Genomic DNA, 23,931 nt, shown 5'->3' with positions numbered 1-23,931 from the left:
CGCTTTCCCCTCCTATGTTCTGCTAAGTAAGTGGCTAATCCTAGCTCTTGCTCTATTGGCAGTCCTGCCTGCGTCCGCTAACCACATATACAGGGTTCATCCCCTCAAACCGGGTCATACCGAGGATCGGCTTCCCCCGCGAAGCCTGGAGCTGCGTCACTTCGACAGCCAATCCTGCAAGCTTCAGCGATTCCATACCGGAATAAAGTGTTTCAATCGTGATCGCTGCGATGACCATCCGTCCGTCCCGCCGCAGCCGCTGAGCGCAGAGGGCAATAATATCCTTCAGTTCGCCCCCGCTGCCGCCGATAAACACCGCATCCGGGTCCGGCAGACCGTCCAAGCCCCTGGGGGCTTTGTCATGGATAATCTCAAAATCAGCACGAAATTTACGGCGGTTGGCCACCATGTTGGGCAGGTTCTCGGCACTTTTTTCAAGTGCGTATACCTTGCCGAGACGGGCAATCCGTGCACATTCCACCGCCACTGCCCCTGATCCTGAACCGATATCCCAGACGACTGCGTCCTCGGACAAATTCAGCTCTGACAGGACAAGTGCCCGGACCTCGCGCTTTGTAATCAGGCCTTTCTCCGGATAACGCTGATGGAAGGTTTCATCGGGATAGGCAAAACCCCGCCGCAGAGCCTTATCGTCCTCCCGTTTCCACCGCAGAATTACTATATTTAACGGAGAAAAGACCCCCTCTTCGAGCTCATCCAATTCCCAGAACCGGCAGACTTCACCGGAACCACCCAGTTTTTCGCAGACAAACGCCTCATATTCCGTCATTCCAAATTCGCGCAAATAGGCTCCTATAACTGCAGGGGAATTGACCTCATCGGTTAGTAGAGCTATTTTGCGCTTGCCGTCAATCCGCTGGGCAAGCCCCCGGATCGGACGGCCGTGGAGACTGACCAGCTCCGCATCCTGCCAGCTGTCTCCGAGCCGGGCAAACGCTAGCTGCACACTGCTGTAATGTGGAATCACCTCAACATGCTCGGGACCGAACCTGCGGACCAAATACCCGGCAATGCCAAAAAACAGCGGGTCTCCCGAAGCAAGCACCACGACACGGCGCTCCTTCCATATTTCCTCCAGTTTGTCCGCAAAGGCCTTCAGGCCGTTTTTCAGAACAATCTTTTCCCCGTGGTAGGTGCTGAAAAAAGACAGCTGCCGCTCCCCGCCGAGCAGCACTTCGCTTTCATGCACTTTGCTCAGGCTATCCGGGGTTAAGCCTCCGGCTCCGTCCTCCCCGATGCCAATAATATATATAATGTCAGCCACGGATCTCCGCCCTTCCCAGCACCCGGCCCTTCATGGTGATCAGCACCATCTCCACCGTCATGCCGCCATGTATATGTTCCATACAATGCCTGCAGGCATGCAGACACAGCAGTTCAAAAAAACCATCATGCCCTGCCTCCGTCATATGGTCTACAACCTGTGAAGCTGTGTTAGCTCCGGCAATCTCCGCTACCAGTTCCCGGTCTGCTCCCGACTCCGCCGCCATCCTGGCCAGAAAACCGAAATCGACCGGAGCATGTTTGGAGTGGATCAGCATCGCGCCCTGTGCTACTTTCGAGTACTTGCCCGCCATTCCCACCAGCGTAACTTTACGGATTCCGTAAGCCTTGGCATGCTCCAGGGAGTAGCCGACATATTCACCCATCTGGATAAAAGCTTCCTCCGAAAGCGCTCCGAACATCGCCATAGCATATTTCTCACTGCTTCCGCCCGTGGTCAGGATAATCTGCTTGTTCTCCATGGCCGCAGCGACCGAAATAGCCTGCACCACGCTCGCCTTGTAAGCATCGGTGGAGAACGGCGTCACCACACCGCGAGTACCCAGGATAGAAATGCCGCCCTGGATGCCCAGCCGGGGGTTCAACGTCTTGAGTGCAATGGCCTCGCCCTCCGGCACACTGATGACTACCCGCACCCCCCTGGCCGCGCCATGCTCCTCCAGTACCTCGGACACCGCATCCCGGATCATGCGCCGGGGCACAGGATTGATCGCCGCTTCCCCGGGCGGTACCGGTAACCCCGGCTTCGTTACTCTCCCGACACCTTTGCCTCCGTCTATCTCTACACCGGGAGTATCGCTCCAGCTTACAGCAGCCACAATCCTTGCCTGATGTGTCGCATCCGGGTCATCCCCGGCATCCTTCACAGTTGCACAGATTGCCGAGTCCCTGCCGGTAAGCTCACCCCCTGTCAGATCGAACGTATGCCGGAAGCCGGCAGGCAAATCGATCTCCACACGCTGTGGAACTTCGCCGGTAACCAGCAGGAGCACTGCGCCTTTGGCGGCAGCGGCAGCACAGGCACCGGTCGTATAACCGCGGCGCAGTGGTACTGAGGGATCGGCATACCCGGAATCCCTGCCGTGCTTACTACCCTGGAAATCCAGTGACTCCCGTTGTTCCATGACCCAATTCGCCTCCCTTCTCTGCTGTGTCAGGTGATATTCACCAGGGCCCTACTGGCCCTGATTCTGCAACTCTGACGCTTGACGGACAGCCAGCAGGCTGAGTGCGTTGACCGCTGCAACCACAACTGTGCTGCCGCCTTTGCGTCCGATGTTAGTGATATATGGAATATCTAGTTTACGCAACTCATCCTTCGACTCAGCAGCAGATACAAATCCGACCGGCATGCCAATCACAAGTCCAGGCTTTGCAGCACCTTCTTTGATCAAACGAATCAATTCCAGCAGCGCGGTTGGCGCATTGCCAATCACGTAGATCCCGCCTGGCGCTTCAGCGCAGGCTTTACGGGTTGCGAGGATAGCGCGGGTTGTTCCTTCCGCCTTGGCAGCCTCAATTACATCCGGATCAGAGATATGCACCCGGACTTCGCCGCCATATTTGTGAATCCGCTCCTTGGCAATCCCGGCTTCCACCATACGCACGTCTGCAATAATGGGCTTTCCCGCCAAAATAGCGGAAATACCCGCCTCCACCGCCCCGGGATGAAACACGAGACTCCGCCCCAGTTCAAAATCGGCAGAAGCATGAATGATCCGCTGCACGACTGGATACTGCATGGCGCTGTAATCATGCTCCCCCAGCTCACTGGTAATCATTTGAAAGCTCAGACTTTCAATTTCCTGCGGCTGCACCGTAAGCGGCTTAAAGTCCGTACCAAATTCCATAGCTATCCCTCATTTCTTATATAAAGCTGTAACCGCTAAGACGATCTCATCAAAGGACTGATACACCCTGCAGTGATCTCCAGAAGCCGTTTGAGGGCGTGCAATCAAAATGACATACAGGCCCATATCCAGCNTAACCGCTAAGACGATCTCATCAAAGGACTGATACACCCTGCAGTGATCTCCAGAAGCCGTTTGAGGGCGTGCAATCAAAATGACATACAGGCCCATATCCAGCGCCGCATGCACCTTTTCATCGAGGGAACCTTCTGCTCCACTCTCTTTCGTAACCATCACTTGGGTGCCGTATTGTCTATAGAGAGCTTCATTCATTTCGCGTGAAAAAGGTCCCTGCATCGCAATGATGTTGCGCTGTTCTATCCCGAGGCAAATGCACTTCTGTATATTTTCCAGACAGGGCAGCAGTCTTACGGTTAACCGGATAGCGGTATTCCCCAGCAGTTGTCCTGCAAACACCTCTAATGTTTTGCCGCCGGTCGTCAGCATAATGGAGCCTTCCAGCTGCTTGGCCCTGCGCGCTGCCTCTTCATAGGAATGCACGACCATTAACCGGGGATGTTTATCATAACTGACGCTGCGCCGCTCATAACGCCAATAGGGCAGACCGAGCACTGCAGCGGCTCTCATCGCATGGGCATGTGCCTCCTGTGCAAACGGATGGCTGGCATCAACGATGGCGCTGCAGCCTTCCTTCCGCAGGCAGGAGATCATTCCGTCCTGATCTAGCCTGCCGATACGCGTCCGTATGCCCGCTGCTTCAAGGCGTTCCGCAGCACTTGCCGTCACAACGGACGCCAGCAGCTGTAGCCCTTCACTTGACAGGGAAAGCGCCAGTTCACGGGCATCACGGGTTCCACATAGCATAAATATCATCGGGTCAGTGCGCCATTGGAGCAGTTGGCGGGTTCATGGCCACATCCATGCCCTTCTCCCCCATGGGAGCCGTGATGATGCGCCTCGTCACCGTGGTGATGGTGATGATGATGAATAGAAGCTTCGTCGCGGTATTTGCAATTGTCGCAGTTGGCTACAGTCAGGCCCGCCACAGTCTCATCTATACGATCGATCAGCATGTCGGACAGCAGCGGGTGTGTGCCCAGATAGCTGCCTGCCTCTACTTCAATCTCTGGGTGTGCTGCGGCAAAACCGTTCACCGTTTCGTTGAACTGTCTCATCAGCACCCCGGTGAATAATAAATACGGAAGCACGATGATTTTCCGCGCTCCAAGTGCAAGGCACCGCTCCAATCCTGCGTTCAGCGAAGGCTTGGCCATAGCAATAAAGCAGGCCTCGACGCTTTTAAAGGAGGTTCTTTCCCAGAGCAGACGGGTCAGCTTGAAGAGGTCGCTGTTCGCATCCGGGTCACTGCCTCCGCGGCCCATGACAAGCACGATAGTATCTTCATCTGTGATCTGGTCCTTTTCCTCACTCAGCACAGCCGCCGTCTCCTGATTGCTGCTATCCGGGTGCGCAAAGTGGCTTTGGTGTGCGCGTACGATCGCATTATTAGTGATGTCTCCAGATTGCGCCCATTGTTCTGAGGTCTGAATCGGCCGCGACAGCGCCATAGCTCCTGCGATGCGGTCTAACAGAATTTCCGCTGCTCTCTCCTGCACGCCAATAGGCCGGCCATATATAAATTCCACATCCGGATATTTCAGCTTCGCCTGATCCAGGGCCATCGGAATATCCAGCTTGGAATGTCCCGCCGCGAATAAAATAATCGGTACAACATAGACCTTAACGGCTCCTCCCCGGACACATAGATCTATGCCTTCGGAAATGGATGGAGCCGACAACTCGATAAAGCAGGTCTCCATGATATACTCCGGCCTCCGGTCAGCCAGCAAACGGGTAAAGTTCCGCAGCTCCTCATTCCCCTCTTCCACACGGCTTCCATGTCCTACTAGCAGCACCGCCGGCTTCCGGCTGGCACCTTCCGGGTTCTGCAAAAGCACGGGTTCAGATTGAATCCCGCTCTCCTGGTCACCGCCAGCCAATGCCGCCAGCGACCAAGGTTCTGCTGCGGTCCGCAGCCGTTCATGCGGCTTCAATACCTGCGTATCAGCGCCAAGGCAGTACTTGCGCTCATAGCCGCGTGGTGTAACTAAAAGGCCTTCATAGACTATGGTAGCTGAATTGCCGACGATTACAGTCGAGAGCATGCCGATCTCATGGTTCAGCATATCCTGGAGCGTTGTGACGATGGTCTGCTGGCGGTCACGGTAGGCGCTTTTTACGATACCGACCGGAGTGGCAGGGTCCCGGTAGCGTAGCAGAATCTGACGGGCTTCTTCAATTTGGCGTGTCCGCTTCCCGCTGCGCGGATTATAAAAGGCAATTACAAAGTCAGCCATTCCTGCTGCTTCCACCCGTGCCGCAATGCTCTCCCAAGGCGTAAGATGGTCACTCAGGCTAATCGTACAGGAATCATGCATAATCGGTGCTCCCAGCAGCGAGGAGCAGGATTGAATCGCCGAAATACCTGGAATCACTTCGACCACTACACCTGTGTCAGGTTTCCAGCCCCGTTCGATCAGCACTTCATAGACCAGCCCCGCCATTCCATATACACCTGCATCTCCGCTGGAGATGACAGCAATGGTCTGACCGTCCTCTGCCCGGCGAACCGCTTCCCGGGCCCGGCTGACCTCCTCGGTCATGCCTGTTCCGACAATCTCCTGATGCCGCATCAGCGGCCGGACCAAATCCACATAAGTGCTGTAGCCGATCACAGCCTCACTTTCTTCCAGCGCCGCCAAAGCCCGGCCCGTAATATGCTCCATTGCACCGGGACCAAAACCGATAATCAGCAGCTTTCCTAGTCTGTTCATTCTTGTTCCTCCATCCTTGATACAGCTTCGGTACTCAAAGCAAAAACTCCCGCCTTGTGGGGTGGGAGGTACATGTACGTATTCAGATCACAAAAAGAAGGCAGGCCCGCCGCCAAAACAAGCAGTGCCCCCTCATCTGTTCATCCATTCGTACACCGCTCCTATCCGCGTAGAGTCGTGTGTGCGCAAACAAGGTAGGTCTCCTGGCTCGGGATCATTGCCTGGCTTCGTCTTCCCCGGAGCTATCACCGAGTGACTTGTTGAAGCCGGCTCTTCCTTACAGTGGCGGGACCGCTCGGGAGTTGCACCCGATTCCCTGTTATCCCTTGATATCAATCAAAGGCACCTTGTTTCGTCGCTGATTCATCCTGTACATCATAGCGGAGACCGCTCACGCATGTCTGTGATAAAAGTGCAGCGCATGAAGCTTGTAAGAATGTCACTTGAGTAATATAATTATTAACTATAACGCTGTATCGGAGGCTTTTCATGAAACTTGATCTTACTGAAGAATCCCTGCCGGTGTACGAAGCATTATCCAGCTCTGTTCGACTGCATATGCTCCGTCTGCTTGCCGTCCAGCCCATGAATGTCAAGGAATTAGCCGGAGCGGTGCAGCTCAGCAGTGCGATTATGACCATGCATGTGCGTAAGCTGGAGGCTGCCGGACTTATCAGCACCCATATGGCTCCCGGACGGAGCGGCTTGCAGAAAATCTGCACAATAGCCGTGGACAATGCCGAGATTTTGTTCCCGGGACAAGGTAAAACAGAGCGTAAACGCCACCGTAAAGAGATCCCCGTCGGGCATTATTCCAATTTCCAGATCGAACCGACCTGCGGTCTGGCTACCACGGAGCAAATCATCGGCAACTTTGACGATCCGCGTTATTTCTGGGATCTCGAGCGGATGAATGCCGGTATTCTCTGGTTTGGCAAAGGATATGTCGAATATAAAATCCCTAACTTTCTGCTGTCCAGCCAGCAGCCGGAGGAACTGGTCATTACGATGGAGATTGCCTCGGAAGCACCGTCCATTAATAATAATTGGCCTTCGGACATCACCTTTACCCTGAACGGGCACAAGCTTGGCTACTGGACAAGTCCCGGCGATTATGGAGACAGGCAGGGCAAATACACACCATCCTGGTGGCCCGCCCTCACTAATCAATACGGATTGCTCAAGCAGCTGAGGGTTACTCCAAAGGGTACTTTTATGGATGGCCATAAGCTGTCCGAGGTTACGCTTGAACAGGTGGGCATCCGCAGCAAACAATGGACGTTCATGCTGTCTGTGGAAGAAGACGCCGAGCATATCGGGGGTCTAACCCTCTTCGGCAAAGGGTTCGGCAATTATAACGAAGACATGCTGGTAGATTTATATTATACAGATATGCCAGACAGCAATGAGTCGGCAGGGTCTGCTTAACCCCCATATACGCACAAAATAAAGAAACCCCGAATTCCGCAGTTTATCAAACTGGTGGAATTCGGGGTTTCTTGGCTTAGCCAGGTTTAGCAATCGTTATACCGTTACAGCATGGCCTGGCGATAGTGTACCTTGTCTATTCGTTAACCGGCTGCCACAGGCCGCCCCCGGGAAGCGGACAGCCCCTTGCCTTCAAACGGGCAACAACCGGTATGATGCAGCCGCAGGCGGTGCAGGTTACCCCATCCTGCAGTTTGGAGCAGGTACTGCAAATAGCGACCCGCTCCGCATACAACGAATCTGAAGCGGTGTTACCTTCATTGAACATCGAGGATGCCAGAATACGGGCGATCTGTGCATCTGTGACCTTATAGTCGTCCCGGCAGCCTTTACAGGAAGAGGTTGTGGCCATAGCAGTACTCCTTTTATGCGTTCGGTGTAATCTCCAGTACCGTTACCGACATCGCCGGCAGCTCCACAGTAATCGTATCGCCTTCCAGCTTGAAAGCTGTGAACGGCTGCGGAACGACAGCTTCCGGCTCGCTGAACGAGTTGTGGGCATCGATCGTTGCCCCGGCCAGAGTTGTACCGGTAATCTGAACCGCTTGGCCGGCGAGTCCGCGTAATTCCAGTGGAAGTACTGCTGCGGCCGCATGATTCAGGTTACAGAGGCTGACATGAATCACTCCCTCTGCCGTTACCGAAGCTGAGGCGGATACTTCCGGAATCTCCTTACCATCAAAGCTGTAAGATCCGCTCTCCAGTGTCAGATCGAGCAGTTCTGCATCCTGATGCACCTTGTACATATTGAATACATGATAAGTCGGAGTGAGCAGCATTTTCTCGCCTTCGGTAAGAATGACAGCCTGCAGCACGTTAATCGTCTGGGCAATGTTCGCCATACGCACACGGTCGCTGTGGTTGTGGAAAATGTTAAGTGTCAGTCCGGCAACCAGCGCATCGCGGATCGAATTCTGCTGATAGAGGAAGCCAGGGTTCGTTCCCGGTTCCACATCATACCAGGTTCCCCACTCATCAACGATCAGGCCGACTCTTTTCTCAGGATCATATTTGTCCATAATCACACTGTGGCGGGATATCAGTTCTTCCATGTGCAGCGCCTTTTCCAGTGTCGTGAAATATTCAGAAGCTTCAAAGCCGGTAGCCGCACCCTTATGCTCCCAAGTTGCACCGGGAACCGTATAGTAATGCAGTGTGATGGAGTCCATAAACCGGGTGGCTTCGCGCATTAGCACTTCCATCCAGTAATAATCGTCCGAATTCGGCCCGCAGGCGATCCGGTGAATCTTATTGTCTCCATAGTTGCGGACATAGGTCTGGTACTGCCGGTACAAATCTGCGTAATACTCAGGACGCATATTGCCTCCGCAGCCCCAGTTCTCATTGCCTACGCCAAAATACTTGACGGCCCACGCTTCTTCGCGGCCATTCTTCGTGCGCAGCTCAGCCATCGGAGATATACCGTTAAAGGTCAGATACTCTACCCATTCAGACATCTCCTGCACCGTTCCACTGCCTACATTGCCGTTGATATAAGGCTCGCATTCCAGCATAGCGCACAATTCCATGAATTCATGCGTCCCAAAATGGTTGTTCTCTACGGCGCCGCCCCAATGTGTATTGATCATCCGTTTGCGTCCTTCGCGTGCTCCAATGCCATCTTTCCAATGATATTCATCAGCAAAACATCCGCCCGGCCAGCGCAGCACCGGCACCTTGATCTCCTTAAGCGCTTCCACAACATCATTGCGGATGCCTCTGGTGTTCGGAATCGGTGAATCTTCTCCTACCCAGATGCCTTCATAAATGCAGCGTCCCAAATGTTCGGAAAAATGCCCATAAATATTCCGGTTAATCGTTCCCTTGCGGATATCCGTATTCAGTACAACACGCTGAGCCATTTCAATGCCGCCTCTCTTAAATTAACATTTTTATTAATCATTTAATATTCATATTAACATTATAAAGGGCTTGCTTCTCATCCGTCAATAACAAAAAGCGCCTCTTAAGCCGTTAACGGCTCAAGAAGCGCTTTGGGTACAATCCATATATTTGCTCAGTCAATCATCATGCTGGACAGAGGGGATTAAGCTTCACCCTAGATCCCCCAGCTCGATCTGCACAATGCCCCGCTCATCTTTCACCGTTCCTACCAGATGCATCAGGCTGCCGAACTCCAGCTCCTGGAATTTGCGGGCTGCGTTCTCGCGCTGCAACTCCCACAGGCATTCCGCAAGGGTACAGACTACAGGCACATCGCAGCGGATTTCCGCCAGCTCACGTGACAGATGAAGCATATCGAGATCAGCTTCGATTTTGGCGCGCACCCCTTTGGGTAACAGGTGAAGATTCTCGATCACGCCTTCCACGGTACCATATTCTGTCAACAGCTTCAGTGCGGTCTTCTCTCCAATGCCGCGCACGCCAGGATAATTGTCGCTGGTATCGCCCATAAAACCCTTCAGATCAATCACCTGGGCAGGGGTAAGTCCTCTTTCTTCGAGCAGTTCGGCCGGATCGTACACTTTGTAGTTGGAGCGGCCTTTTTTCATAATCACGACCTTAACGCTGTCACTAACCAGCTGCAGCATATCATGATCCCCTGTCAGAATGTAGACCTCGGACTCCCCGCTGTAACAGGATGCAAGCGTGCCAATGCAGTCATCCGCTTCATAGCCCACCAGGCCGATATTCGGCACACCCAGCTCAGCCACCACCTCTTTGACGAGATCGAACTGTGGAATCAGCTCCAGCGGCGCATCAATCCGGTTCGATTTGTAGCCGTCATACTTCTCCGTGCGGAAGGTCCCTTTGCCCATATCCCAGCAACAGACCACATGTGAAGGCTCAAACGTGCTCACCGCATCGAAAAAATACTGCAAAAATCCGTACACCGCATTCGTCGGCATTCCTGCCTTAGTCTTGCGGATATATCCTCCATAGGCGGTCGCATAAAAAGCCCGGAACAGCAGAGCCATTCCGTCGACGATCATTACCCGGCTCTTTGTTTCTGAACTCATGTGTAACCTCTCCTTGTATCTTCATATTTTGGGGTTTGCAGCGGGAGGCCGATAAATAAGCAACAACTTCGCTGCGATGTTTGATAGGAATTTCATCAGCCGTCTATCCCCTGGTTACTTAACCCGTTACACCCGCGGCGGATGTTAAGCAAGAATCATGCCTGGCTCCAAGCAGCAGCGTACTGTTCTTCCTTAAAGCCTACAGTAACCTTCTTGCCGTCAGTGACAATCGGACGTTTGATCAGCATACCATTGCTGGACAGCAGTGCTAACTGCTCCTCTTCACTGAGACTGGTCAACTTGTCCTTCAGTCCAAGATTCTTATATACTTCTCCGCTTGTATTAAAAAACTTCTTCAGTTCCAGCCCGCTGTCCGCCACCAGATCACGCAGCTCAGCCACTGTTGGCGGCTGTTCGGCAATATGCTGCAGCTCCAGCTCGTGGCCAGCTTCCTTAAGCCATTTTACAGCATTGCGGCAAGTACCGCATTTGGGATATTGATAGACTTTTAAGTGACTCATTAGTTGCTCCTTCGGTAAAAGTTAAAGGTAATAGGCAACGCTTAACAACGGCATTTCTGCCGTTGTCTTCTCTCAAAGCAGCCGGCTCGCTCTCAACAACGGCATTTCTGCCGTTGTTTGCGTTAAGAGCAAGAGCTTCCTCTTGCCCTTGACACTGATGCTACTCCCCGGCCGCATCCCGCTGCAGTCTCTCCTGCAGCAGCGCCAGATCCGGTGGAAGTGGCGCTTCAAATACCAGCTCTGTGCGTAGCACAGGATGCTGAAAGGACAGCCTAACCGCATGCAACGCCTGGCGCGGAATAGACGCATCCAGCTCCGCTACCCGCTCCAATTGCGCTTCCTCTTCCGCATCCAGCCCCGCAACTTGCCCCAGTTGCGGATGCTCTTCCACAATCTGCGACTGAGTATTCACGGCCAGCAGCCCCGCCTTGGCGTAAAGCGGGTGACGGTACATCCCGTCACCAATCAGCGGGCAGCCGATGGAGCCCATATGCACCCGGATCTGGTGGGTGCGGCCGCTCTCCAGCTTCAGCTCGACCTTTGCCGCGCCGGAGTACACCTCCTTGACCTCATAGCGGGTCAAGGAAGGATAGCCATCCGGCGTTACGATCCGCCGGTGCGGCTCCGCCGGGTCGCGATCGATCGGGCCGTCGATATCACCGCTCGGCACAGCAGGAACGCCATGCACCCAGGCGTTGTAACGCTTGTCCACCGTTCCGGCAATCATCTGCTCGGAAATATGCTGGTGACTGTATGGATTCTTCGCAATCACTAGTACGCCCGACGTCTCCTGATCCAGCCTGTGAACGGGGCGGAAGCGGAATTGCACACCTTTTTGCGCCCAGTAATAGACAACTCCATTCGCCAGTGTGTCGGTATAGTGCCCATGGGTCGGATGCACAATGATTCCAGCCGCTTTGTTCACAACCAGCAGATGCTCATCCTCATAAAGGATTTCAAAAGGGATCGGCTGCGGCAAAATATCCTCTGATGTCTCCTGCTCCATGCGGATCTGCACGTTATCGCCCGCTGCTACCCGCACGCTGATATAGACCCGTTCCCCGTTCAGCATAATGCCCTGTTCCGTCATTTTGAGCCGGGACAGCAGCTTGCGGGAGACATCCATCCGCTTCTGCAGGATGGTCTTAAGCAGCCAGCCGTCCTCAGACTGCGGCACTTGATATGAAATGGGTGAATAATAGCTCATTGTCATATTAGTTGCGGAATACCTTTTTGCTCCGCACATATTCTACATCAGCAATCCCGAGACGTGTGTTGGCCGTGCGGGCCAATGCAAAAAAGTAATCCGACAGCCGGTTCAGATAGATCACTGCCTCCGGGTTGATATCTGCACTCCGTCCCAGCGTAACTGCACGCCGTTCCGCGCGGCGGCATACGGTACGGCAGACATGCAGTACGGATGATAATGTGCTTCCTCCCGGCAGAATGAAGCGCTCCAGTACCGGATTTTCGGCCTGCAGCGCATCAATCCAGCCTTCGAGGCGCTCAGCCATCTCACTTTTCACCTTATATTTGTTCTCGCTTAGCTTCACAAAAGCAAGATCCGAGCCGCAGTCGAACAGCTCATGCTGAATCTCCAGCAACTGCTCCCGCACATCTTCGAACTTCTCATCCTCCATCAGGCTACGTGCCTGGCCGACAAAGCTGTTCAGCTCGTCAATCGTACCGTAGGCCTCGACGCGTACATCATCCTTGCCTACGCGGCCGCCAATAACTGATGTTTCCCCTTTATCCCCCGTACGTGTATAGATCGCCATTCGTTTTCTCCTCCTGCCTCTTGAATCACATATTCTTAGTTTAAACGCTCCTATGCAGATAAGGCAAACAAAGTTCGGCATTTCTGACATGTAAATAACTCCCTGAACCGGGGTTATGAGCTTAATCTTCTGCTACAAACAAAAAAGGGACCCGGAGGTCCCAAACAAAGAACATTCGCAGCTTCAGCGTCTGCGGGAATGCCCTCTCATATATTCATTAATCTTCAGGTCCAGCAGGCTACTGACTTCGATCACATTAGCCGAAGTGAACGAATTCTCCTGTACAAAAAGCTGTTCCATTCTGCTTCGGAGAACACGGATTTCATCTTCCAAAGAGAGTCTGTGTGCGTTAATATCGCCCTTGGGGGGCCGTTTACCGCTTCCGGTCAAACATTCCCCGCCATAGGAAGGCAAGTAATAATCGGCGCTGAGCACAATCATCCCTCCTAAATGTATGTTCAGAGAAGAAAATCCATGTAAGTACTAACACAGGGGTTTCTTGTCCTCAGAGTAAAATAATACCATACATTATAAAGATCCGCTATAGTCCGATTTACTTCATCTTGTAGTCTGATTACACGCGTTCACGCTCTAATTGTGAGACAAATGCCCCTATCCGCTCAACGGCTTCATTCAGCTGGGAGACGGAAGTGGCGTAGGAGCAGCGGAGATAACCTTCGCCTCCAAGTCCAAACACACTGCCGGGAACTGCGGCTACCTTATACTCAAGCAGCAGACGCTGGGCAAACTCGTCGGAAGTAAGTCCGGTGCGGCGTATGCTTGGAAATGCGTAAAATGCGCCTTGCGGCTCATGGCAATCCAATCCGGCATCCCGCAAGCCTTTGACTATCAAGCGGCGGCGCTGGTTGTAGGAATCGGTCATCCGGTCCTTCTCCTCCATACCGTTGGTTAACGCCTCCAGAGCGGCCACCTGGCCCATGGAAGGGGCACACATAACAGTGTATTGGTGGATCTTCAGCATCGCAGAGATCAAGTCCGGATGTCCGCAAGCATAGCCCATTCGCCAGCCGGTCATGGCAAATGCTTTGGAGAAACCGCTGACCAGAATCGTCCGGTCGATCATTCCCGGCAATGAAGCGAAGCTGACATGATTGCTGCCATAGGTAAGTTCCGCATAGATTTCATCAGAAATTACGATGAGATCATGCTTTTCTACAACCTTGGCAATAGGCTCCCAGTCTTCACGGCTCATAATCGCACCTGTCGGATTGCTGGGATAACAGAGAATCAGAATTTTGGAGCGTGGGGTAATCTTGGCTTCCAGCCCCGCTGCGGTAAGCTTGAAATTGTTCTCCCCGAACGTTTCAATGCCGACAGGAATCCCGCCGCCAATCGCGGTAATCGGAGAATAGGAAATATAACAAGGCTCAGGAATAAGAATCTCATCTCCGGGCGAGATCAAGGCGCGCAGCGCCAGATCAATGGCTTCACTGCCGCCCACTGTGGCGATGATCTGATTGGCCGGATTATAATCAACGGCGAAACGGTTGTGCAAATATTCGGCTATTCCCTCCCGAAGCTCCGGCATACCTGCGTTAGAGGTATAACCTGTAAAACCTCTCTCCAGCGAATATACGCAGGCTTCCCTGACATGCCAGGGCGTCTTAAAGTCCGGCTCACCGACCCCAAGTGAAATAATATCTTTGCTGCCTGCCGCCAGATCAAAAAACTTGCGGATGCCCGAAGGCTGAATCTGCTGAACCAGCGGTGCCAAATAGGAACTCATCGATTTGCCTGTATCTCCGGTATGCTGACTATTATTCGTGATCATTTGATTACTTCCTTTACGGAGATATCATGAGACGGTTGTCTTCCTCATGCTCTTCAAAGATGATACCGTCCTGTTTGTATTTTTTGAGCGTAAAATTGGTTTTGGTCGAGAGTACCGCATCAATCGGAGACAGCTTCTCGGATACGAAATTAGCGACATCCCGCAGATTCCGGCCTTCTACTTCTACTAACAGGTCATAGGCTCCCGACATGAGGTAGACCGATTTCACCTGGGGATACAAATAGATTCGTTCAGCAATCCCCTCAAAGCCCCGGCCCCGTTCGGGTGTAATCTGTACTTCAATCAGCGCTGTAACCCGCTCATCGTCCACCTTATCCCAATTCACGACGGTGGCATATTTAACAATGACATGGTCTTTTTCCATTTGCTCAATCACTTGCTTGACGTCGTCTTCTTCCGCTCCCAGCAGCGTTGCCATCAGTGCTGTAGAGCTTCGCGCGTCCTCCTTGAGCAGTTCCAGCACTTTCCTCTTCAGTTCATTCATTTCCTTCATGCCTTCCCTCCTGCGATAAGAGTTTAATACTAATATGACATGAAAATGGTACTTCTGCAAACAAAATAACCCCGCAGAAGCGGGGTTAACGGATTGCCTTATTCTGAAAAAGCACCTATTATCCCGGGAAGCGGGAAAGAGCTATGGTGCTGCGTCGGCCATAGGACAGCCGGGTTACATATAGTATGAACTTTGCACGTTCGGCTGATGCTGCGGCACGTTAGGAGCCTGACGGTAATCGCCAGTTCCATTTAATTTTTGCTGTACAAAATGTTGGCATTTCTGCTGGATTTGTTGTGCGCTTTGGATCTGCTTATCCACAGCCTGGCGGAGGGCTTTGTCTGGTGTTTGATAAAATCCCATCTGAGACATCTGGTTGTACAGGTCCCCTTGAATCCGCAGTGTATCCATAGTCAGATCATTGAAGACCCGGCGCACGGTTTGACAATTCGATTCAGTAGCCGCTGTTGTATATTCGCGTACTGTCCGTTTCAGGTCATCCAGAATCATGGTCAACAGATCCTCATCTGCCATAAATTGTGCTCCATTTTGTGCGTACACTTTATAACCTCCTTGAAGTATTTTTAGATTTCATGCTTAAAAGCACTTATTGCTGCGGTTGGGATGGGGCATATTGCTGGTGCTGCTGCAAAAGCTGAATGAGCATGCCCATATGGTGGGTATGGCTCTGGATTTGCTGATTGCAAATCTGGTTAACCGTCGAGTTCTGAGTGCTGCTGGCGGTTGCTGCCAGCTGCTTGATCAGCAGATCCTCATTGGAGATGGAGTCCGCAATATATTCCAGTTCTTTCCCGCTAAGGGCCTGCATTTGCGTAGATTGCATGTTCTTGTGTCCCTCCTTCTAAATGGTTCAAGCCGTATTATTATGCTGCGCATTAAGACTAAATATGTGCAATAAGGCACATCTTCCTGACTGTAAAGAAGACGCGTAATGATGTATGAGAGTAAATACAGCGACCAATACTACCTTATCGGAATCTCATAAAGGGGAGATCAACAGATGAAATTAACCAGCGGGCAGACGCCCTGGGAGAGAACCTTGCCGCATTTCCCTGTATATCCAGTACTGGATGGGGACATCACATGCGATTGCCTGATCGTAGGCGGAGGTATGGGAGGGGCTATGGCTTCATACCGCTTGTCCTTAAGCGGGGCCAGCACCGTATTGATCGATAAACAGGCAGTGGGTCACGGCAGCACGCAGGCCAACACCGGTTTGCTGCAGGTTGCCAACGACAAATCACTCACCTCATGCATGAATACCTTTGGTGCTGCAGAAGGTTTGTTATTTTATAAGTTATGCCGTGAAGCTGTTGAGAAGATTCTGACACTTCCGGACCAGTTGGATATTGATCCGCACATTATTCCCAGAAGCAGCCTGTTATATGCCAGCTTCCCGGAGGATGTTGCCCAACTGCAGCTGGAGTATGAAAACCTGACGGCACACGGATTCGACGCTGAGTTCTGGGAGGAAGACAGGATCCGCACTCATTACTCCTTCTCCAAGTCTGCGGCAATCTACTCCAGAGGTGATGCGGATACCAATCCATTCCGGATGCTTCACAGTCTGATTCAAAAGGCACATGCAAAGGGAGTACGCGTATACGAACACACTAAAGCCCGGCATTTTGAGTACGCTACAGATGGGGTCACCTGCTACACAGAACATGGCCGGATTTTTGCCAAAAATGTTATTTTTGCCATGGGTTATGAAACTCAGGAAATGAAAAAGGACCGGGGAGCCGAACTGATTAACACCTATGCGATCATGACCCGGCCCTTGAAGAATTTCCCTAAATGGCATGAGCACAGCATGATCTGGGAAACGGCACGGCCTTATTTGTATTTTCGCATGACTAATGACGGACGTATTATTGCAGGAGGCAAGGACGAACAGTTAACGGATCCCCTGCAAAGGGAGACCAGAGTGCTGTCCCAGAGCCAGAGGCTGCTGGAGGAGCTCGAAGCCCTCTTTCCAGAAGTAAAAGGAGTTGAAGCGGAGTTCACATGGGGTGGTGTATTCGGAACCACCCGTGACGGGCTGCCTTTTATAGGCCCTCATCCGGAATATCCCCATTGTTACTTCATCGAAGGGTACGGGGGCAATGGAACGGTATACAGCATGCTTGCAGCAGAGCTGCTCACCGACACCCTCGCTGGCCGGACCCGGCCGGAGCTTGACCTATTCTCATTGACCCGGACGGCCAAACCTTCTCCGGTATCCTAGTGGGCTGGTTTCTTGCGATCTTGTGCAAAAAAAGGGCGTTCCAAGCAGCCATTATATTTCATGGCTACTGGAACACCCTTCTCAATTAAGCTAATCTATCTATTGTGCCTGTACGAATTCAGCCGATTTGATTCCGGCTTGACGGCCGAAGATAATAATTTCGGCTACAGAGTTGCCGCCGATCCGGTTTTGACCGTGCAGTCCGCCTACCACTTCACCAGCCGCGAATAGACCTGTGATGGGTTGACCCTCTTTATTCAGCACTTCTGTATTTGTATTAATTTTTACACCACCCATGGTGTAGTGGATCCCTGGGCCGATTTTGATAGCGTAGAATGGTGCGCCGGACAGGTCGTTATCCATCCCGGTTGTTCTGCCGAATTCAGCATCCTTTTTGTTCTTGACCGCAGTGTTCCATGTGTCCACGGTTGTCTTCAGCTGATCTGCAGGAACACCCATTTCTTTAGCCAAGGCTTCGATGGAATCACCCTTTAGAACAAATCCCATTTTATCATACTGTTCAATCGCTTTAACACGGGATCTGACACCGGAATCAAAGACAAGGATCGCAGCTTTTTCAGGAAGCTTATTGATGGCTGCCGTAACATTATCCCGGGTATCCATTTCGTTAACGAACCGTTTACCTTCACTGGTTACAAGCAGAGCGCCTTCTCCGCGAACCGCTTCCCCGATCAGATAGGATTTCTCCTGCTGTACCGTCGGGTGAACCTGGATTTGATCCATATCCACTGTAGTGCCGCCGAGCTTCTCAATCATCTTAATGCCGTCACCGGTGCTGCCAACCTGGTTGGTGGTTACAAGCCCTTCCAGATCAGGTCTAACCTCGGAGATCATCTCCTTGTTCGCGCCAAAACCGCCGGTTGTAACAATGACAGCAGAACCTGTTATTGTTTTTTCATCTGCCTGGTTGAAGAGGACTTTGACTCCATTAACCTTACCGTCTTTTTGAGTAATTTCCTTAACATCAGCGTTCACAAACAATGGAATGCCTTTTTCCTGAACGTTTTTCACTAAGCCTTTGACGAGGTATTGCCCAACTGCCGAACCGTCCTCAGGACGGTGTGTGCGTTTTTCCTTCATGCCACCGGTAATCGTGATGTTATTCAGACGGATTCCGATGGAATCCAGCCAGTCGATCGCACTCGCAGAATTATCAACGAAGAAACGGAGCATTTCTTTGTCATTCGTATCATGGCCGCCCTTAAGGGTCTCTTCATAAAACAAATCGTTGCTGTCTTCAATACCTTGCTCTTTCTGGAACTTCGTCTCTGAAGCGTTCATTCCGGATGAAGATTTAGATGTATTACCGCCCGCTACAGGCATTTTTTCAAGAATAACCGGATTCAGGCCTTTCGCTTTCGCCTCAAGCGCTGCCGACATCCCGGCACCACCGGCACCGACAATGATGATATCATATTTATCTTTTAATTGATCGTACGGAGTATAACTTGCTTCAGATGCCCCTGAAACTGCTTCTGTCTTTTTAGTCTCAGTGTTCTTGCTCTTGCTCTCAGCACTGTTGCTGTTGCCGTTATTGCCGCATCCCGCGATAACCAGCAAGACAGAAAGAATGAGAATAAGAGCCGCTGCTGCTTTCTTTTTCATTGTAATGTTGCCCCCTTGTGCATATTTTCACAATTATCATAGCGGCAAAGGGGCTGATCATGGAAGCTTACGTAATTAAAGAAATCGTTAAGTAACTAAAGTAAGTGGGTTCTGCAACTTCCATCTTCTACAACCACTCCTCAAAAATAGGACCAGCTGTTTTCAATCGATCATTGGGATTATGAAAAAAAGGACCCAAAGGCCCTTTCCGCTACAGCATCCGCCTAAATATATTTTGCAATAATCTCATGGCCCAAAGCAGTTACGGTATACATATATACGGGTCTGCCCACCGCACCGTAGCTGATCTCCATGTCCAGTACACCTGCCTCAGTGAGGAATGCCAGGTATTTGCGGACGGAGATCCGCGAAATCGGAGCCTCTGCCGTAATATCCTCAGTCGAAAACACCGGATGCTCAAGCTTTTGTATGGTGCTCCAAATGCTCTCCAACGTACCTTCTGTTAGACCTTTGGGCAGTGTGCCGCTCTTGTTGTCCTCCTCGGTACTGAGAGAATGGCGCAGCAGCTTATCCAGCTGCTCCTGACTGAGATTCTCCTTGTGCTTCATCAGAGCGAAATCCTCCCGGTATGCAGACAGTGCCGCCTGAAAGCGGGCGAATTCAAATGGTTTGATTAAATAATCAACAGCCCCCAGTTGAAGAGCCTTGCGGATGCTCGCATTATCGCTGGCCGCCGAAATGACAATAATGTCTACCATACTTCCCTGCTCCCGCAAAGTGGACAGCAGCTGAAGCCCGCCGGTATTAGGCATATGAAAATCTAGCAGCATGAGATCAACCTTCATCTCAGCAAGCATCCGTCCGGCCTCATCACCTGAAGCCGCCCAGCCCGCGAACTCGAAGCCCGGGATCTGCTCCAGATAGTGGCGGTTGAACTTGGCTACCATCGGATCATCTTCAACGATCAGTACTTTTATGGTCATCTGGCCTCATCCTCCTTCACCGCATATAGCACATCAACCATGAACGTAGTTCCGCGCTCCACACCGGGTAAGATCTCAAGGCGGCCATGCAGCTTTTCAACACTTTTACGGACCAGATATAGGCCTATCCCCCGGTGTTCTCCCTTGGTAGAAAATCCTTGGACAAATATCTGCTCCCGAAGTGCTTCAGGAATTCCCGGTCCGCTGTCACTCACCGTGCAGATCAGACGCTCCCGGTCATAATGAAAAGCCAGCTCAATGTTCTTTAGGCTGCAGCCTTCCAGTATTTCCATAGCGTTGTCGAGCAAATTACCGGTGATGGTAATCAGTTCATGCATGACTTGCGGATCTGCAGATTCCGGCAGGTAACCGTCCTCGGCCAATTGCAGCTCAATTCCCGCTTCCCGGGCCCTACTCAATTTCCCCAGCAGAAAGCCGGCCATAACCGGGTCCTTGATGTGCCTGGTAATCGAGCCAATCTCATTCTGATGATTGATGACGGTTCCCGAAATATACTGCTGCAGGTCATCATACAGACCCATATGAGTCATTCCCATGATCACATGCAGCTTATTCATGTATTCATGCGCCCCTGCACGCAGGGCATCCGCATAGACAGAAATACCTGACAGCCGTTCCGCCAGTACCGCAAGCTCGGTCTTGTCCCTGAACGTGGCAATAGCACCTGCGATCTGCCCATTCACGCGGATCGGAACACTATTCGCCAAGATAGAGATACCATTCAGCTCCAAATCCTGATCCTGCCTCGCCTCACCGCTGAACAGTACCTGCTCCAGACGTAGCTCCGGCCAGTAATCTGCGATATGTCGGTTCACCGTGTTGCCCGTAATCCCTGCCGTCCCCAGAAGCCGTTCCGCTTCTACATTGATCATGGTGATCCGGGCCTGATCGTCGACCGCAATAATTCCTTCACGTGTGGATTGGAGCATGGCACTACGCTCCTGCAGAAGCTTGGAGATATCGGATGGCTCCATACCGAACATCATCTGTTTGATTTTGCGGGCCAGCACCATAGCTCCTCCGGCTCCCAGCACAGCGCCTGACAGCAGGATGGCAATAATGGTCCATTCATTCTGCCGGATCAACCGGTGCACCCGTTCCATGGAAAGACCTACTACCACCACTCCCACCTGGGAACCTCTGTTGTCATAGACGGGGACGAAGGCTCGCAGCGACTTGCCGAGCAGTCCTTCCCCTTCTGAGATGCCTTCTTCACCGCGAAGCGCAATCTCCTGCCCTCCCCCGACGAAAGTCTTGCCAATCTTCGAAGGATCGGGATGAGAATAACGGATGCTGTTCATATCGATGACGACAACAAACATAATATCATTGCGTCGGGTGATTTTGGAGGTATAGGCCTGAATCTCCTTGCTGCGTCCTTCACTGAGTCCCTCTGATACCAGCGGCATCAAAGCAATGGTCCGCGCTATAGTTATTGCCTTATCCTCCAGGGCATGTCTGGTCTGAGGAATAATCTGATTTCTGAAAATAATGTATAGCACTATCATGATCAGCATCACCACAGCGGAGACCATGACCGTAACCTTTGTCCTCAGACCGTAATCCTTTTTTTTGGCCAATGCCGTATTCCCCCTGTTCTAACCTTCAATTGACTATTAGAGGGATTCCTCCGCTTTGCGCTTCAGCAGACGGTGCAGTGTAAGCCAGCTTCCCAGCGGGGCAGCGCCCAGGAGAAGCATCAACAAGGTGATCACACGGGGCGAATCGTTAACGGATAGCATAGCTATAAATACAAAAACACCCAGAATCTTACCTGTCATCAAACAAAGCTCCCTCAGAACCACCAGTTCTACACGTTTACCCACACTCTCCTCCGACTCTCCCATCAGGTCAAAGCTGCTTGAGGTCATCGGCAACATATATAATGGAATAAAAAGTGAGGTGCCAATGCCCATAATTAGCAGAGTTCCGTAGCTGACCCTCCAGAGGAGGGGTGTAATGACGGCAATCAGCAGAATACCTCCGAATAACATTCCCCCCGATCGGAGTCTTGGCTTGAACCACTTGCCGGCAGCATAGTAGCTGACCAGTGAAACTGCTGAAGTGATCAGTGCAAATTGTCCAAGCTTGCTTTCCTCTTTAGCCGCTATGTACACAAGAAGACCGATCAAAAAAGAAAACACGCCCTCCCGTAAACCCTGGAATACCAGCGCGGCAGCTTCCGGCCGCCAGGCACTGCCCTTTCGGTGCAGCTCTCTCCATGGCTCCTTCCACAAATATGCCCCTTCACTCTTGCGTTTCTTCAGAAAAAAGCTTAAAACCACGGCAGCTCCATAAATAGAGAGGGATAAGATAAACACGATGCGATACCCTCGTTCTCCATGCAGTGAAGAAATGATCCAGCCTGACACCCAAGGCCCCAGGATACCGGTGAATGAACCTAACAATCCCATCCAGCCATTGAAAAAATCCCGGTTGCCTGCATCCGTAATCTCAAAATAAATAATGTTATAGGCCAGCCAGAACAAACCCATGGCTACACCCAGAACTAATCCAAGCGGCCATATATAATAAACCGCCCGATTTCCCAGCCACAGTACAAGCAAATAAAAAAGGCCCGAAACGGCCAGACCCAGCCGCAGGGCATTCATCTTGTTGTGTTCCTTTACCCATTTCCCGGCCACCCAGAAGCTTAGACCTACGGCCAATTGCTGAGCAACCGTAAACCAGCCAATCATGGAGAAATCTTGCCTATTCTTCCATAAATAGACGTTCAAAAATGTACCTGCCAGTACGCTCGCCAATGAACATAATCCGTTGACTGCGAGCAGCAGTATCTCTTGCTTATGAGATGAATCCTTCATTCCGTTCCTCCTTGCCAGCTGGGCGTGTCTGCTTAACATGCCCAGCTCATGGAGAAACCATAACCTGTATTACTTGTTGCCAGTGCTCAGATTACGCACAAGCTGAATGCGGTCTTCCTGCGCCAGGCTATGCTGTACATGGAAGCACGATGGGCAGACGAAAAGATTCAATGAGAAAGGCGGTTGCAGAACAGGTCCTCCCAGCGCCTCCGGGGATGATGGCTTGAAGCCTTCCACTTTCTGCGTTCCAGAGAGCAGCATCAGCTCATGACACTGAGGACACTCCGGTGCCTCCAGCTGCGCCGCCAGAATAGCGGACACGCTCGACTCATAGCGCTTCAGATCATAATCATCGCCGAACTGTACGAGTGTATTGAATATCGGCACTACACTTTCTTTGTCGCTGTCATCCCAAAGATCTTCATCGCTTATTTCCTCTTGCTCCGGTTCCGCGGCTTCATCCGCCTCGTCTTCATCCTCCAGGTCATCTACACCCAGAGTTACCGTGCGGTAACCGCTAAGTTCATTGTTGCAATGAGGGCAGGTATCCTCCGGCCCGAACTCCTCGTCCCACACAATTTCCGTATGACACCAAGGACACACTGTTGTTTCCATCTGAAATATCTCCTTCTTACCTCACATTTGAATTCAGTTGATCATTAAATATATTATACCGGCCGCAATAAATGCGAGGGCAGAAAAGAATAGAACCCGCACCAAAATCTTCATGTTATTCTACACCCCGCTTTAAAAAATAGCAGCACCAATCACATAAGACAGGGACACGGAAATCATCATGGCAGTCAGACCCACGGCACGGTTATCTGCGGCTATTTCATCATCAATGGAAAAGACCGGGGTCAGGAACTCGAAAAGAAAATAGGCAAGCAGAAGCAGCAGGAATCCCACCACCGACCATTTCATCGTTTCGTAGATCGAGGCTCCCGCTGAAATGCTGAAGCGCAGAATATTGCATATGCCGAAGATTTTTCCGCCGGTCGCCATGGCTACTGCCACATTTCCTTTGCGGATTTCTTCCCAGCAGTTATATTTGGTCACCATTTCGAAGAAGGACAGGAATACCACCAGGCCCAGAATGGCCACAGTAAAATAGCCCAGCAGTGCTCCCAGCGGATGATCCAGCAAAAGATCAATATTTTCTTGCATGCTTCTCCCTCTTTCT

The 23,931-nt window shown here is 51.7% G+C and carries 23 protein-coding genes, 1 pseudogene and 1 riboswitch; of the genes and pseudogenes, 2 read left to right on the top strand and 22 right to left on the bottom strand.

Annotated elements, in window-relative coordinates; translation table 11 throughout:
* Window positions 1-52 precede the first annotated feature (52 nt).
* The 5 genes and pseudogenes from cbiE to cobJ all read right to left on the bottom strand — a co-directional run bounded on the left by cbiE (window position 53) and on the right by cobJ (window position 6,010).
* Window positions 53-1,285: a precorrin-6y C5,15-methyltransferase (decarboxylating) subunit CbiE gene (gene cbiE / locus ACAN54_RS21970; protein ID WP_379160476.1), complete on the bottom strand. Its 1,233-nt coding sequence runs from the start codon at window positions 1,283-1,285 to the stop codon at window positions 53-55.
* Window positions 1,278-2,429 carry a cobalt-precorrin-5B (C(1))-methyltransferase gene (locus tag ACAN54_RS21965; protein WP_379160473.1) on the bottom strand — a complete coding sequence of 384 codons (1,152 nt, stop codon included), beginning with the start codon at window positions 2,427-2,429 and terminating at the stop codon, window positions 1,278-1,280. Before ACAN54_RS21965 ends, cbiE begins: the two co-directional genes overlap by 8 nt.
* Window positions 2,430-2,480: 51 nt before the next feature.
* On the bottom strand, window positions 2,481-3,155 hold the full coding sequence (locus ACAN54_RS21960) for a precorrin-8X methylmutase (RefSeq protein WP_379160470.1): 675 nt from the start codon (window positions 3,153-3,155) through the stop codon (window positions 2,481-2,483).
* A gap of 135 nt (window positions 3,156-3,290) precedes the next feature.
* Window positions 3,291-4,049 (bottom strand): annotated as a pseudogene (gene cobK, locus ACAN54_RS21955) (precorrin-6A reductase); the annotation flags it as partial.
* Window positions 4,046-6,010 carry a precorrin-3B C(17)-methyltransferase gene (gene cobJ, locus ACAN54_RS21950; protein ID WP_379160464.1) on the bottom strand — a complete coding sequence of 655 codons (1,965 nt, stop codon included), beginning with the start codon at window positions 6,008-6,010 and terminating at the stop codon, window positions 4,046-4,048. The pseudogene cobK and the gene cobJ, both read right to left, overlap by 4 nt.
* Before the next feature lie 176 nt (window positions 6,011-6,186).
* Window positions 6,187-6,375: riboswitch (cobalamin riboswitch) on the bottom strand.
* Window positions 6,376-6,499: 124 nt separating this feature from the next.
* Between cobJ and ACAN54_RS21945 the strand changes: the two genes are divergently transcribed.
* Entirely contained in the window at window positions 6,500-7,438 is a 939-nt protein-coding gene (locus tag ACAN54_RS21945) for an ArsR/SmtB family transcription factor (protein ID WP_379160462.1), read from the top strand.
* A 136-nt stretch (window positions 7,439-7,574) separates the two neighbouring features.
* On the opposite strand, the gene ACAN54_RS21940 is transcribed toward ACAN54_RS21945, so the two are convergent.
* From ACAN54_RS21940 to ACAN54_RS21890, 11 genes are all read right to left on the bottom strand, one after another.
* Window positions 7,575-7,850 carry a DUF6171 family protein gene (locus ACAN54_RS21940; protein ID WP_379160459.1) on the bottom strand — a complete coding sequence of 92 codons (276 nt, stop codon included), beginning with the start codon at window positions 7,848-7,850 and terminating at the stop codon, window positions 7,575-7,577.
* Window positions 7,851-7,863: 13 nt separating this feature from the next.
* Window positions 7,864-9,360, bottom strand: coding sequence for an alpha-N-arabinofuranosidase (locus ACAN54_RS21935; RefSeq protein WP_379160456.1), 1,497 nt, complete (start codon window positions 9,358-9,360; stop codon window positions 7,864-7,866).
* A gap of 192 nt (window positions 9,361-9,552) precedes the next feature.
* The gene (locus tag ACAN54_RS21930; RefSeq protein WP_379160453.1) at window positions 9,553-10,479 is read right to left on the bottom strand and encodes a 5'-3' exonuclease; all 927 of its coding nucleotides are present in this window, start codon (window positions 10,477-10,479) and stop codon (window positions 9,553-9,555) included.
* A gap of 155 nt (window positions 10,480-10,634) precedes the next feature.
* Complete coding sequence (locus ACAN54_RS21925; RefSeq protein ID WP_379160450.1) at window positions 10,635-11,000, bottom strand: arsenate reductase family protein; 366 nt, start codon at window positions 10,998-11,000, stop codon at window positions 10,635-10,637.
* 160 nt (window positions 11,001-11,160) lie between these two features.
* Window positions 11,161-12,207, bottom strand: coding sequence for an RluA family pseudouridine synthase (locus ACAN54_RS21920; protein WP_489685746.1), 1,047 nt, complete (start codon window positions 12,205-12,207; stop codon window positions 11,161-11,163).
* A 7-nt stretch (window positions 12,208-12,214) separates the two neighbouring features.
* Window positions 12,215-12,778 carry a cob(I)yrinic acid a,c-diamide adenosyltransferase gene (locus ACAN54_RS21915; protein ID WP_379160444.1) on the bottom strand — a complete coding sequence of 188 codons (564 nt, stop codon included), beginning with the start codon at window positions 12,776-12,778 and terminating at the stop codon, window positions 12,215-12,217.
* Window positions 12,779-12,961: 183 nt separating this feature from the next.
* A complete protein-coding gene (locus ACAN54_RS21910) occupies window positions 12,962-13,168 on the bottom strand; it encodes an aspartyl-phosphate phosphatase Spo0E family protein (protein WP_379160925.1) in 207 nt (68 codons plus the stop codon).
* 184 nt (window positions 13,169-13,352) lie between these two features.
* Window positions 13,353-14,570, bottom strand: a complete 1,218-nt coding sequence (locus ACAN54_RS21905; RefSeq protein ID WP_379160441.1) for an aminotransferase class I/II-fold pyridoxal phosphate-dependent enzyme — start codon at window positions 14,568-14,570, stop codon at window positions 13,353-13,355.
* A gap of 13 nt (window positions 14,571-14,583) precedes the next feature.
* Window positions 14,584-15,084: an Lrp/AsnC family transcriptional regulator gene (locus ACAN54_RS21900; RefSeq protein ID WP_379160438.1), complete on the bottom strand. Its 501-nt coding sequence runs from the start codon at window positions 15,082-15,084 to the stop codon at window positions 14,584-14,586.
* A 174-nt stretch (window positions 15,085-15,258) separates the two neighbouring features.
* Window positions 15,259-15,645: a spore coat protein gene (locus tag ACAN54_RS21895; protein ID WP_379160435.1), complete on the bottom strand. Its 387-nt coding sequence runs from the start codon at window positions 15,643-15,645 to the stop codon at window positions 15,259-15,261.
* A 46-nt stretch (window positions 15,646-15,691) separates the two neighbouring features.
* The gene (locus ACAN54_RS21890) at window positions 15,692-15,928 is read right to left on the bottom strand and encodes a hypothetical protein (protein WP_379160432.1); all 237 of its coding nucleotides are present in this window, start codon (window positions 15,926-15,928) and stop codon (window positions 15,692-15,694) included.
* Between the two features lie 177 nt (window positions 15,929-16,105).
* Here ACAN54_RS21890 and ACAN54_RS21885 point away from each other — a divergent pair, with 177 nt between their 5' ends.
* Window positions 16,106-17,332 carry an NAD(P)/FAD-dependent oxidoreductase gene (locus tag ACAN54_RS21885; protein WP_379160429.1) on the top strand — a complete coding sequence of 409 codons (1,227 nt, stop codon included), beginning with the start codon at window positions 16,106-16,108 and terminating at the stop codon, window positions 17,330-17,332.
* 99 nt (window positions 17,333-17,431) lie between these two features.
* Here the strand turns inward: ACAN54_RS21885 and ACAN54_RS21880 are convergent, their stop codons facing one another.
* The 6 genes from ACAN54_RS21880 to ACAN54_RS21855 all read right to left on the bottom strand — a co-directional run bounded on the left by ACAN54_RS21880 (window position 17,432) and on the right by ACAN54_RS21855 (window position 23,915).
* Window positions 17,432-18,958, bottom strand: coding sequence for a flavocytochrome c (locus ACAN54_RS21880; protein WP_379160426.1), 1,527 nt, complete (start codon window positions 18,956-18,958; stop codon window positions 17,432-17,434).
* Between the two features lie 224 nt (window positions 18,959-19,182).
* Complete coding sequence (locus tag ACAN54_RS21875) at window positions 19,183-19,902, bottom strand: response regulator (protein ID WP_379160423.1); 720 nt, start codon at window positions 19,900-19,902, stop codon at window positions 19,183-19,185.
* On the bottom strand, window positions 19,899-21,503 hold the full coding sequence (dcuS, locus tag ACAN54_RS21870) for a DcuS/MalK family sensor histidine kinase (RefSeq protein ID WP_379160420.1): 1,605 nt from the start codon (window positions 21,501-21,503) through the stop codon (window positions 19,899-19,901). The genes ACAN54_RS21875 and dcuS overlap by 4 nt, the downstream gene beginning before the upstream one ends.
* 36 nt (window positions 21,504-21,539) lie before the next feature.
* Window positions 21,540-22,748, bottom strand: coding sequence for an MFS transporter (locus ACAN54_RS21865; RefSeq protein WP_379160417.1), 1,209 nt, complete (start codon window positions 22,746-22,748; stop codon window positions 21,540-21,542).
* 69 nt (window positions 22,749-22,817) lie between these two features.
* Window positions 22,818-23,363, bottom strand: a complete 546-nt coding sequence (locus tag ACAN54_RS21860) for a hypothetical protein (RefSeq protein WP_379160414.1) — start codon at window positions 23,361-23,363, stop codon at window positions 22,818-22,820.
* 132 nt (window positions 23,364-23,495) lie between these two features.
* A complete protein-coding gene (locus ACAN54_RS21855; RefSeq protein ID WP_379160410.1) occupies window positions 23,496-23,915 on the bottom strand; it encodes a DUF350 domain-containing protein in 420 nt (139 codons plus the stop codon).
* Window positions 23,916-23,931 lie beyond the last annotated feature (16 nt).

It is taken from the genome of Paenibacillus diazotrophicus, assembly GCF_042610465.1.
The sequence above is the reverse complement of the archived record's forward strand: the minus strand, read 5'-3'. Positions and strand labels throughout refer to the sequence as shown.